Origin of the sequence: Flagellimonas marina (genome assembly GCF_042651185.1) — a bacterium.
Classification (GTDB): domain Bacteria; phylum Bacteroidota; class Bacteroidia; order Flavobacteriales; family Flavobacteriaceae; genus Flagellimonas; species Flagellimonas marina.
The window spans coordinates 1-12,580 of sequence record NZ_JBHSCL010000009.1; the positions used below are offsets into that span (position 1 = coordinate 1).

14 protein-coding genes are annotated in these 12,580 nt (G+C 39.3%); 12 read left to right on the plus strand and 2 right to left on the minus strand.

All coding sequences use genetic code 11. The features are described from left to right. From ACFOWS_RS13890 to ACFOWS_RS13945, 12 genes are all read left to right on the plus strand, one after another. Positions 1-806 (plus strand): M20/M25/M40 family metallo-hydrolase (locus tag ACFOWS_RS13890; RefSeq protein ID WP_379765631.1); only part of this gene is annotated, 806 nt, incomplete at its 5' end. A gap of 30 nt (positions 807-836) precedes the next feature. Next, entirely contained in the window at positions 837-1,439 is a 603-nt protein-coding gene (locus tag ACFOWS_RS13895) for a pyridoxine/pyridoxamine 5'-phosphate oxidase (RefSeq protein WP_379765634.1), read from the plus strand. Between the two features lie 36 nt (positions 1,440-1,475). After that, positions 1,476-2,792, plus strand: a complete 1,317-nt coding sequence (locus tag ACFOWS_RS13900) for a hypothetical protein (protein WP_379765637.1) — start codon at positions 1,476-1,478, stop codon at positions 2,790-2,792. A gap of 7 nt (positions 2,793-2,799) precedes the next feature. After that, positions 2,800-4,368, plus strand: coding sequence for a hypothetical protein (locus tag ACFOWS_RS13905; protein ID WP_379765640.1), 1,569 nt, complete (start codon positions 2,800-2,802; stop codon positions 4,366-4,368). Between the two features lie 210 nt (positions 4,369-4,578). Next, entirely contained in the window at positions 4,579-4,932 is a 354-nt protein-coding gene (locus tag ACFOWS_RS13910; RefSeq protein ID WP_379765643.1) for a hypothetical protein, read from the plus strand. Positions 4,933-5,125: 193 nt separating this feature from the next. Next, complete coding sequence (locus ACFOWS_RS13915; protein WP_379765646.1) at positions 5,126-5,587, plus strand: hypothetical protein; 462 nt, start codon at positions 5,126-5,128, stop codon at positions 5,585-5,587. Positions 5,588-5,697: 110 nt separating this feature from the next. Next, positions 5,698-6,303 carry a TetR/AcrR family transcriptional regulator gene (locus ACFOWS_RS13920; RefSeq protein WP_379765649.1) on the plus strand — a complete coding sequence of 202 codons (606 nt, stop codon included), beginning with the start codon at positions 5,698-5,700 and terminating at the stop codon, positions 6,301-6,303. Positions 6,304-6,358: 55 nt separating this feature from the next. Then, the gene (locus ACFOWS_RS13925; RefSeq protein ID WP_379765652.1) at positions 6,359-6,766 is read left to right on the plus strand and encodes an OsmC family protein; all 408 of its coding nucleotides are present in this window, start codon (positions 6,359-6,361) and stop codon (positions 6,764-6,766) included. A 41-nt stretch (positions 6,767-6,807) separates the two neighbouring features. Then, positions 6,808-7,200 carry a RidA family protein gene (locus tag ACFOWS_RS13930; RefSeq protein WP_379765655.1) on the plus strand — a complete coding sequence of 131 codons (393 nt, stop codon included), beginning with the start codon at positions 6,808-6,810 and terminating at the stop codon, positions 7,198-7,200. A gap of 5 nt (positions 7,201-7,205) precedes the next feature. Beyond that, positions 7,206-7,904: an aspartate/glutamate racemase family protein gene (locus tag ACFOWS_RS13935; RefSeq protein WP_379765659.1), complete on the plus strand. Its 699-nt coding sequence runs from the start codon at positions 7,206-7,208 to the stop codon at positions 7,902-7,904. A gap of 31 nt (positions 7,905-7,935) precedes the next feature. Next, positions 7,936-8,880: a ketopantoate reductase family protein gene (locus ACFOWS_RS13940; RefSeq protein WP_379765662.1), complete on the plus strand. Its 945-nt coding sequence runs from the start codon at positions 7,936-7,938 to the stop codon at positions 8,878-8,880. Positions 8,881-8,965: 85 nt separating this feature from the next. Further along, the gene (locus tag ACFOWS_RS13945) at positions 8,966-9,208 is read left to right on the plus strand and encodes a hypothetical protein (protein ID WP_379765665.1); all 243 of its coding nucleotides are present in this window, start codon (positions 8,966-8,968) and stop codon (positions 9,206-9,208) included. A 486-nt stretch (positions 9,209-9,694) separates the two neighbouring features. On the opposite strand, the gene fbp is transcribed toward ACFOWS_RS13945, so the two are convergent. Both fbp and ACFOWS_RS13955 read right to left on the minus strand, forming a co-directional pair. Next, entirely contained in the window at positions 9,695-10,711 is a 1,017-nt protein-coding gene (gene fbp / locus ACFOWS_RS13950) for a class 1 fructose-bisphosphatase (protein WP_379765668.1), read from the minus strand. 35 nt (positions 10,712-10,746) lie between these two features. Next, complete coding sequence (locus ACFOWS_RS13955; RefSeq protein ID WP_379765671.1) at positions 10,747-12,561, minus strand: sodium:solute symporter family protein; 1,815 nt, start codon at positions 12,559-12,561, stop codon at positions 10,747-10,749. Positions 12,562-12,580: the final 19 nt, after the last annotated feature.

A 12,580-nucleotide genomic window follows, 5' to 3' on the forward strand; every position in this document is an offset into this window, starting at 1 on the left:
TTTTTCAGCCTGAAGAAGAGACTTTTGTTGGTGCTCAAAATATGGTTGAAAGCAAGTTGTTTTCTGAATTGAACATTGATGAAATATATGCATTGCACGTAACTGCACTGCCGGTTGGTCAAATAATGGTCAAACCCAATGAAATATTTGCATATCAAAAAAGAATACAGATTACATTTAGTGATAGGTTTTCTAAAGACGATGCAAAAGTTTTGTACAATCGTATTAGAAATGAAATGCTGCGAAAAAAAGATGGAGCAAATCCTTGGGAAATACATAGGGCTTTTGATGCCAATTCCGGATTGAATGACCCGAATACTGCTTTTGGGGATTATCTTTTCATGGATGAAAATTGTATTATTGAAGAAGTCAATGATCAACTTCAGATAAAAGCCAATCTGTATGAAACCGATAGATCCAATTTATCCACTATTCCACTAGAAATTGAGCAAATAATAACCCGTTCAGAATTTAAAAGTGAGTTTATTTCTACGTCGTATATTCAAGGGAATCCAACTGTATTGAACGATGAGAAATTAACCGATAGCGCCATAAAGACCATCAATACCATTTATGGTGATGAAGCGGTTTTGACAGATCATGGCCAAATCCCTTATTTCAATGATGACTTCATTTACTTCCAACAAAAAACACCTGGGGTATATTTTCTATTGGGCGGTTCAAATCTCGAAAAGGGGATAGATGCAATGAACCATGCTCCAAATTTCGCAGTTGATGAAGCGTGCATAAAAGTTGGTATAAAATCCTTTTCATCACTCATCTTGGAAAGGACCAATAGTAAATAAATACTGTTCAATAGGGATGCGACCATAATTATGGCTAAGTTTTTTACCCAAACTAAGAATTATATGACACCTATAGAAATTTTCAAAAAATGGTTTGATGATGAAAAAACGCTATCCACATCGGGAGTTCCATCCGCAGTTTGTTTGTCCACCATTGGTTTGGATGGTTTCCCAAACGCACGGTTTGTGTCACTCAAAGCATTGATTGACGATTGTTTTATCATTACAGGCCCATTGAACTCGCGCAAAGCGTTGGAAATGAAAAAGCAGGATAAAGTCGCCCTAACGTTCTGGTGGCCACACTCTGAACGGCAAATAAGAATACAGGGACTATCCACCGGAATACGGGATGAACTGGCCGTTATATACTTTGGCGAACGTAGTAGGATATCCCAAGCTGTTTCTTCAATCAGTAAACAAGGAGAAGCCATTGAAAATTTGACAGTTCTTGAGACAAAGGTTTTGGAAATGGCTTCTGAAGGCACAAAAATCAACAGGCCAAACCATTGGGGTGGATTTTCAATCCAACCTATACGCATAGAGCTTATGGAATTTAAGAAAAACAGAATCCACGAGAGAAAAATGTATGAGTTTGAAAATGGCAGTTGGACAGTAAGGCAAATACAACCATAAAGGAATATTGTCAAAAACCCAATAACGCAAATAGCAATGTTCAATAATAGAAAAACAGAAATCCTTGCGCTACTTACAGATACCATTCGGTTGGACTGTAAAGAACTTGGTATTTCAGAAGGTGAAACCCCTTTATCCAAAATCACTAAAATACTTGATTCTTACTTTAAGGAAAGAGAGGGTTTTTTAAAGAATATCTATGAGCAATTTGATGAGGATAGCAGCAGTCTTACCCCTAAAAAAGCGGAATCCAAGATGCGGGCACTGCTGGGTTCCAGACCGGACGAGCGGGAATACCAGAAAAATACCAATGTATTGTTAAACGACACGGGGCTAGAAATTACCATTGAAGCGATGCGGACATTTTTCGCCGTGGAATGCAAATACAATAACAGCATTTGCACAAACTACCCAATCTATGCCAGGCTACACGGAACCATCATCGAAAATAGTGTAAAGCTGTCAAAACTTCAGGTAGATTTGGCCACAAAGTGGAACAAGACTACTGAAAAAGGAGTTAGCCATAACAAAAAGGCAACGGCTCAATTATACAAAACCGAAGCCCTATTGGAAAAATCGTTGGAAAAACTTCGAAAAGAGCTTCAAGATGGGGACAAACTGATTTCTAAATTGGTAAAAAAGGGTTTTTCCTTTCTGATAGACAGTAACCCAATCACAAAGGTAGCAGAGAAGGCCTACGAAATCATAAAGAGCACAGAGAAACCTATTGATGAAATAGTACCCATTTTCAAGGAGGCAATGAAGAAAAATGGGGATCTCAGCATCATGTATGCACATACCAAGGCCGATGTTGAAGAGTATTTGGAGGAACTGAGCCTGGAAAAAACGGTCGACTTTTTTGAAGACCAAAACAAGCATCTTGAAAAACAGATTAAAAAGTTTAAATCGAAAGCTTTACAAAGTGATGGCGAAGAACTTTTTAAAAGATGTAGGGAGCAGGTCAAAAAGCACTTGGAACAATTTCATAAAACCAACCGTGCCTTTATAAGGTCCCACGAAGGGATATTTCTGGGGATGATTTCTCCCGAAAATCTTGATATCATTTTGGGAACGGACAGCTTTGATGAGGTATTAAAAAACTTTAAACACCTCAACATTGAAAAAAAGCTGAAAGAATATGTCCAAAATTCGGTCAACACTTGGTATAGGGATATTGAGCAAGTAAATGAACATGGAGAAAAAGAACATAAAAAAGAAGTACAGCAACTTTTGAATATGGAGGTACATAAACTTCAGGGCTTATTAAATGCCAGTGATCTGGATCTTGTTGAAAAAATTGAAAAACAATGGAACGAGCTTAACAATAAGGTAAGTAGCCATATGAAAAAATAGTTGTAAGATGCATACGTTAAAAACAGGTATACACTCAAGGGTGATATACAAACAGGGACGGATTTTCGGTTTACGTATCGAAAGTATAGAACATAGCAGTAACTTCCGCGATACTGAGCTTCCCCTTGGAGGACTTATAAAACAAATCGATGGCAAGCCTATCGATGAATTCAAAAATCCAAAGGGAAAGATTGAAACCGCACCTACGCTTTTCAATGAAACAGCCTACTGGCAAGAGCATGGCGTTGATAGTAAGCACCATTGCCAAATCGAAGCTACTATGGACGGTAGGCAATATCTAGTTTCAGCTCCATTGTTTGATGATAGGGTATATAAAAGAGATAATAGTACAACCATTGGAAAAAACGGCCCTAAAAATTTTGAAAAAGACGGATTCGATACTGCATGGGGGTCCTGGTATTCCAAAGTAACCAAAAGGATGAACCTTATCCTTCTTGATAGGGGAAGGGGAAAAAGTTTCAATTATGAACTGGAGATGAAGAATCTTTTATTGGAGAAAGACCGGATTGCGTACTTCAAGGAACATTACCCAAACATAATATCCAAAGAATTACTAAAGGATTATGAAAAATGTACCGCAATTCTTACGCCCAAAAGATTATCAATGGAGGAGGTAGACCTGACCTACCGCAGCATTCAACTAAAAATCAGGAACGAATGTATGCTACGTTCCAAAGAAAATTGGAAGAAATTCAAAGCAAATTTGGATGGTACATTTTCGGCCGGTCCGGTAAGTACAGATCAGTTTGAAGAGGAGGGCGAGTATTGTATTGAAACGAGATGGCTTACCTACTCCAACAGTATTACCGATATAGGTAAGGGATATTTTATTGTAGGCGATGCACGATTTGGGATGAACTACATCCAAATGAACAGTGATTTAATGAACAAGTTTTATGATGCTTTCTTCAGGTATAAGTCCGAAGTAAATCCAAAGACGATAGATCGTTTCCGCTTTATAGGGAAAATCGTCAATGAGCCCAGAATGTTGACCATTTCAGAAAAGCAGGTTGAGGGTCTTGAATTGATCCCTCTAGTGGCACAAGCTGGCGATGAAGAGTGCTTTGTGGATTTGCGAAACGAAACAATAACTTTTGAGGGAGAAGAACTTACAGAGGATCAAATCCTTCAAAGCCCATCTACAAATGAGGGACCAGTAGCTTTCTTGAACTATTTTTTTACGTTGATTAAGAAGGGGTATCGCAACCAATGGGAAGCCTGTTACAGTGATATGGTCGCAACCGATTATTTTGACGAGCGATATATAAAATATGAATACTGTCCGGAATCAAAATTTGAAAAGATGTGGCAGCAGATGAGGAACCAGTTGCTCAATGAAATCACAGCAATAAGGATAGCAGACCATTATCCATCACAAACTGTGGATAATGCTGACGACTTTGACAGTTTTGAAGCATATACGATTTGGGTAGATTATTATAGGCAAGCTGATAACCACCATGAAAGTTTTAAGGATATGACACTTTTTCGGGGTTGGATGGTCTTAAACATCAATAATGAAGGTTGGAAGATCAACGGTTACCGTACATTTTAGTTGTTTTTTGAGTTCGATTAGGCGAGTTGACCACTAAATGTTTAAATCCCGATATCTTGTTGAAAAAATGAATCATTAGGACCACAGATGACGGTGGTTAGAAATTAAAACAAAGTTCAATTTATAGATCAAGTAGCTTTTAATCCCGTTTAAACTAAGCCACAGAGCTTTCCATGACGGGGTTATGATAAGGTTTTATTCCATACAAATATGAAAAACACTCAAAAAGTACTATTGATAGGACTTATTTACCTATGGATTGTTGGTTGCCAGAAGGGTGATTCCAACGGAAGTGAAAACGAGTCTGTCCAATTTTTTTGGAACCAATCCAAATGTGCTGACCCATGGAACACTGGAGAAAATGATTCCCATGAAGAAACAAAAAAAGTACTAACAGCATACCTAGAAGCTAAGAATATTAGTGTTCAAAAGTTAGATTTCGAAACTGATTCATATCCTGATGTTTCTTGTGAATCTTGTAATTGCAGTACGGGACAAATAATAAAAGTCGAAGTTACTGATTCGGACATTTCTAATATGGAGGAGTTAGGTTTCTATAGATAAGGCACAAAAATTATGTCATAGAATAAAAAGATGGTAAGCTGATAAAATAATTGAACATACAGGCGCAATGATGACGTAAATTAGTTCAGATGCCCATATAGGTTCTAAAAAGTATCCGGAACTTAAATTTAAAAGTTTTTTTGGATTGAAATACTAACAATGGTTATGCCTATTACTGTTTATAGTATCTGATATGGAAATACACATTACCAAAGGACACAAGAGAAATTCATTAAAGTGCATAAGAAATGATGGCAGCTTCATAATAACGGAGATTGGTTCCAAAATTCCATATCATGACCTTGCCCATTATGTTGTGGAGAAAGGATTCGGGATAAAAAATGGCTTCTATGGGAATATCAACTCAGGATTTTCTTTCGAGGAACTATCCAATAAGGAAATAATTCAAAAGCTAGATCCAGAAGTTTGGCTATCAGAAATAATGGCCAGAAATCTACAGTCGTTGGGAGCCGATGTTGTGAGCTGTAAAGAGTATAGGGATTTGGTCATGTGGGAAGCCCAAAATTATAGTGATATTAAAGTGCCTAAAATGAATTTGAAAGATATAGAAAAACTAAAAGATGAATTTATCCTCCTTTCCAATAATTGGTATGGATTACCTGAAAATGGTGTTATCAAACTGCTTTTTGACTAGTATTGGCACATATTGATTCAAACCATGGCCATTCTGAAAATACTGTAAAACCAATTATTTTTTTCTCCTCAAAAACATACTCTATTGAATGTTTTATGTATATTTGCCATATGAATCAGAAATTAAAATCGGAAGAAACCCAAAAGCGAATTATTGAAGGAGCCTTCGACCTATTCTATGAAAAGGGCTACCATAACACGAGTATTCCAGAGATAATGGCTGAAACCAAGTTGACCAAAGGGGCTTTTTACCATCATTTCACCGGAAAAAATGATATAGGAAAGCAAGTAATAAATCAGATTGTAACAAAAAGGATCTATGATGGGATGATACGTCCCTTGGAGGAAGCACAAGGCACGAATGTTCTTCAAACCCTAAAGGATGTTTTTACTGTCAGAATAATGAATTTTACAGAGGAAGAAAAGAAATTGGGATGTCCGGCAAACAACTTGATCAACGAGCTGGGATGCTCAGAACAAGCTTTTAGGGCAATATTCAGAAAGTTGATTGATTCATGGATAAAGGTCATTGTAAACCTATTGGAGCAAGGGAAAAAAAATGGTGAAGTGAGAGCCGATGTAAACCCTTCGGCGGCGGCTGTACATTTAGTTACTTCTTTTGAGGGAGTCAGGGGCATTAGAAAGGTATATGACGACGATACCATCCTGGAGGAGTATACCCAAGGCGTTTCAGCTTTCATAGCGCAATTAAAATGATTTTTTTTACCATAAAACATACCGAAAAGAATGTTTTTAATTTACTATGAACTTTATGGAAACTATTGAAATTACATTGGAGCAACAGTCCTCCACCGGCATGAAACTTAACAACTCAGTTTTGGAAATTATAGTCGATCGTCCAAAAGAACAAGGAGGTGGAGGTACCGGCTTAATGGGTGGCCAATATCTGTTGACCGGAATCGGTGGGTGCTATTGCAGTACTTTTTTTGCAGCAGCGGAATCAAGGGGATTGGAGATTAAAGGCTTAAGGGTGCAAATAATTGCGGTGAAGAGCACTGATTTACCAAAGCGTTTTACCGAAGTGAAACTTTTGGTTAGCTATGAGGAATGCAGTGATAAGGCGCTGTTTAAAAAAGTCTTGGCCATTGCGGAGAAAGGCTGTCTATCCATCAACACGATCAAAAATGGAACCAAGTTCAAGGTAGAGACGCTCGCTTGATATAACAGACTCAATTTTATCTAATTCTTAAAATAAGACATATGAAAAAAATAATCACAACCAATAATAGCCCCTCGCCTATCGGGGCATACAATCAGGCGGTCCTAGTGGGGGACATGTTATTTATATCCGGTCAAATTGCAATCGACCCCAAAAATGGGGATATGGTGCAGGATGATATTCATGAAGAGACCAAACAGGTCATGGAAAATCTGCAAGGAATCCTATCGGAAGCTGGAATGACATTCAACAATATCGCAAAGGCATCCATATTTCTAAAAAATATGGATGATTTTACCAAAGTGGACCATATCTACGGCTCTTATTTTGATGTGTCTACCGCACCAGCAAGAGAAGCCGTTCAAATTGCAAGACTGCCCAAAAATGCCAATGTGGAGATATCGGCAATAGCCTACAGGCAATCAAAGAATTGATAGCTATGAGGCATATTGGAATCATTGGAGGTATTGGTCCTGAATCCACTATAGCGTATTACAGGTCAATCATAAAGGTGTTTCAGGAAAAGCAAGGTATGGACAGCTATCCCGAGTTGACCTTACGTAGCATCGACTTGATAAGAATGTTGGGGATGGCCAATTCTGGGAATCTGGAAGAACTGACAAAGTACCTTAAATCACATCTGGAAATTTTAAAGAGTGCCGGGGCAGAATACGTAGCTCTGGCATCCAATACACCACACGTGGTTTCAGAAAGATTGGCACAAATTATAGAGATTCCCATCATTGATATCGCTGAAGAAACCTGTAAGTTTATTTCAAATGCCAATATCAAAAGGGTTGGTCTGCTGGGCACAAAATCAACAATGAATGCAGGTTTTTATCAAATGGCCGGTAAAAAACATGGTATTGAAATCGTAACCCCACACTCCAAAGCCCAAGACTTCGTACATGAGAAATACTTGTCCGAAATAATTTTTAATCACATTGTGCCCGATACCAAAGAAAAATTTCGAGAAATCATGGAAGAACTTAAGCACAAAGAAAAAATTGATGGCATCATCATAGGAGGCACGGAATTACCCTTCATTATGAGGCAAGAGGAATTTCATGACATTGAACTATTTGACACGACACAAATACATGTAACAAGTATCGTCAATAAAATAATTGAAGGTTGAACAACAAGCATTATGATAAAATGAAATGATTATGGAAAAAACCAATGGACGAATTAGAATAGGCATCTTAGGTTTAGGAGGCACCGGGGGTTTCTTTGGCGGAAAATTGGCAAAACACTACTATGAAAACGAAAAGGTGGATGTCATCTTTATTGCAAGGAATGAAACCAAAGAAAAAATACAAGAAACAGGTTTGATGGTGGAAAGTGTCGATGGAAATTTTAATACCAAACCGTTTCTTGTAAGTGAGGATTCTGTAGAAATAGGAGATTTGGATATTTTATTGGTCTGTGTCAAATCCTATAGCATGGCCCAAGCAGTTGGTTCTTACGGACAAAACGTAAAGAAGGGAGGAGCGGTCATAACCATCCAGAATATTTTGGACCAAGCTGAAAGAATCAAGGGATTGCTACCAAAAAATACGGTGCATTTACAGGGATGCGCTTATATCATATCCAACATTGCAGCCCCAGGACACATTAAACATAAGGGAGGGCCTGCAACATTATTCTTTGGGGACAATTCAAATATTTCACGGTATGGATGGATACTTGACTTGTTCATAGATGCTGGCATTAAGGCAACACTTTCCAACTCAATCTCTGAAGTAATTTGGAAGAAATTTTTGTTTATCTCCCCGTTGGCTGTGGCCACAAGTTATTTTTCTTGCGATATCGGTACGCTAAGAACTGATGAAAGCAAACTCTCATTTTTGAGAGGGTTAATGAATGAACTGCTGGCATTGGCAAGAATCAAAAACATAAACTTGGTCCACAAAGATATGGCAGAGCATTTGATGATTCTAGAGAGATTTCCCCCAGAGGGAAAAACCTCTACACAATTGGACATCGAAAGTAAGAGAAAATCAGAATTAGATGCTCTCTTGGGCCATGTTTTGGCTGAATCAAAAAGAAACAATCTAGAATCACCTCACTACCAACGAGCTTATGAAAAACTAATCTCTTCGAATAATTAGGTGCCATTGCCCCTCTATCCAAGAACAGGGAGGTAATCTACGAACCACTGGAACTTTTTAGGGGCCAGACCAAGCAGGGGAATGAATGGGGCAAGAAGCGGATCAAACAGTTTTGCTTCCCGATGGCCCCAACAAATTTGGGCCCATGGTCTTCATGAGCCATTCAGTGGTGCATGAGAACAGGTTCAGGACATTCGACATCATCGATAACATCAACATAAAACCGTCGGCGTTGAGGCAGAGTTCAGTTTCTCGACCCTGGGTGCGGCATAGGAATTGGGGAGGTCTTTGGAGAACACAACAATCAAAAATAAGTAAGGTTGGATAACTATTCCTAGTACTACCCACTCGAATTAAGAGATAGTGCGAATCCAAGAAATAGCCGTCCAAGACACCCAGTCGGGAAGGCCCCACAATTAGGTACATAAATCGGCTCGACTTTACCCAAATCCAATCAATAGTCCAAGAAAAAATTGGAAACGCCGGACATAGTATACAACACTTGTCGGCTAGAATTGAGCACCTCGAAACTAGCACAAATGTGGCTTTCAAACCACAAGAGCCAAATACCGGGTGGCTCCAATCTTCAGTTTATAGTGATCTCAACCATCCATTTCACCCAGTTTCAGGCGCGATTTTCTAGAATCCTTAAAAACAACTTAGGGTCAGGTTTCAATATCTTGCCAAAGCTTTTATTTTATTGTAGAGGGTTAACCTAGGAGTTAACTTCAGTTGCCGTGTAGTTCAAATTACGAAAATCAGGTTTTCAACTCAATTTACTCAATTATTGAATTGCTCAAATTCAGCTCATTGGTCATACCTCTTTAATAAACTTCTCGACCAATTCCACCAAGCTTTTTGTACCACACAAAAAAGGTACCCGCTGATGGATATCCTCGGGAACAATCTCCATAATCCTATTGATTCCATCACTGGCTTTGCCCCCTGCCTGCTCTGTTAAAAATGCTATTGGATTTGCCTCGTATAACAGCCGTAACTTTCCATTTGGTGCAGATGTCCCCTGGGGATACAAATAAATTCCTCCAAAAATCATGTTACGGTGGATATCGGCCACCAATGATCCGGTATATCTAGCGGTCAATGGGCGGGGTCCATTTTTCTCCATTCTCTGCGCCCACTTGATAAATTTCTTAATGCCCTTTGGGAATTGTCCATAATTTCCCTCATTTATTGAGTAGATGTATTCTGAATTAGGGAACTTTATATCTTTATGCGATAAAAAAAACGAACCAATACCTGGGTCAAAGGTAAATCCATTTACTCCGCTACCCGTGGTATAAACCAGAATTGTAGAAGACCCATAGGTGAGATACCCCGCTGCTACTTGTTTCGTTCCCGCTTGCAAGAAATCTTTACGTTTCACCGGCGTACCCGGTTTAGAGACCCGTCTATAGATACTGAAAATAGTTCCAACGGTAATGTTCGCATCGATATTGGAAGAGCCATCAAGGGGGTCCATGAGGACCACATATTTGGAGCTGTCATTAATTTCATTCTCAAAAGAAATAAAATCTTCTTCCTCCTCAGATACTATTCCACAAACAACACCCCTATTTCTTAGGGTATTAATAAATACCTCATTAGCCATGACATCAAGTTTCGCCTGATGTTCACCTTGCACGTTTTCATTCCCTGTCTTACCGATGATATTCGACAACCCTGCCCTGTTGATGGCCTGATTTACCATTTTTCCAGCTAGTCTAAGGGAACTTAACAATGCAGTAAGCTCGCCTTGTGCATATTCAAAATCCTTTTGATTTTCAATTATGAACTCACCAAGTGTTATTGGGCGATCAATATGATTTTTCATAGTATTTTTCAGTTACGCAAATTCAACAATTAAAATTATAAGATATCATCTTGGATTCTTTTCCAAAGCCAGATCAATACAAACATTGCCAACAATGCGATTAGGGTGGAAATTGTTGCCCTAAAGTATTGACCATAAATCCAATAACCCGTTGCCAACATCAATGCATAAATCATAAAGCAACCCGTTATCATTGCATAGATGCCGTCCGGCACACCCCATTTCTTCTCATTCTCAAGATGGTCTTCTGTGTTCTGTGCCATCCCTCCCATTACCTTTTTCCATCCTGGACCTCCCGGATTGATTTTATCACAAAACCCAATCAATGTTTCCGAAGATTCTGGATGGGTCATAAACGTTACCCCAAGCCAAATCAAAGAGGTTGAGAATACCACAAAAGGATATTCCATCCAAGGTGATAAAACTCCAGAATCAATCCCGAACAAATAAGTTCCAATTGGCGTAAGTTTAAGTGTTATTGTAATTAGGCCCGAAGCCAACATGGCAGCAATCTCGCTCCATGCATTGATACGCCACCAAAACCATCGAAGTATGAATATCAATCCAGTGCCCGCACCAAAAACCAGTAAAATCTCAAAAAGTTGAAGTGCATTTTGCAGCAATAGGGCCAAAGCCGCACTCAAAACCATTAAACCCACAGTGCAAATCCTTCCCACCGTCACCAAAGACTTTTCCGAAGCCTTTGGATTGACACGTGCCTTGTAAAAGTCATACACGATATAGGAAGACCCCCAGTTAAGCTGCGTGGAAATGGTTGACATATACGCTGCGATTAGGGAAGCCAAGACCAATCCCAACAACCCGGTCGGAAGTTTTGTAAGCATAGCAGAGTATGCCAAATCATGCCCCAGTTTGTCGTCTTCAACGATTGGAAAGGCCTGTTTGAGGCTCTCTAGGTCAGGAAACACCACCAAAGAAGCTAAAGCCACCAATATCCAAGGCCATGGACGAAGTGCATAGTGCATTATGTTGAAAAATAAAGTGGCTCCTATCGCATGTTTTTCATTTTTGGCCGAGAGCATCCGCTGGGCAATGTATCCTCCTCCCCCAGGTTCCGATCCAGGATACCATGAACTCCACCATTGTACGGCCAAAGGGATAATAAAAAGTGTTATTAAGGTATCGGTATCCGTTGAGTCAGGCAATATGCTTAGTTTTTCCTGGACTATTTCATGAGAAAGTAACGTTTCCAAACCACCAACTTCCGGGATGTTGATCAAATAATAGGCGGCTCCAATAGCACCTCCCATTGCAACAAAGAACAAGATGAAATCTGTGTACACAACCCCTTTGAACCCACCCATAGCGCTAAAGACCACCGTAATGAGACCTGCACTGATAACAGTCTGCCAAGGTTCAAGCCCTAACATGATACTTCCAATCTTTATTGCTGCCAGAGTCACCGCGGACATGGTGATTACATTAAAAACCACCCCGAGATACAAAGCCCTGAACCCCCTTAAAAATCGTGCCGCCTTTCCTCCATAGCGAAGTTCATAAAATTCCAAATCAGTATTGACATTAGATTTTCGCCAGAGTCGTGCATAAATAAACACTGTTAGGAGTCCAGTCAACAAAAAGGCCCACCAAACCCAATTTCCGGATACACCGTTGGTTCGCACAATATCGGTGACCAGATTCGGTGTGTCAGTTGAAAAAGTGGTGGCCACCATGGAAATACCAAGCAACCACCAAGGCATTGACCTTCCAGAAAGAAAGTACTCCGCACTGCTCTTTCCAGAGCTTTTGGACACATATAGTCCTATGCTTAGCGTTATTGAAAAAAATCCGAATATTAGTACCAAATCCCAAGTCTCCAGTGTTACCATACCTTTTTGGTTTTAAAAG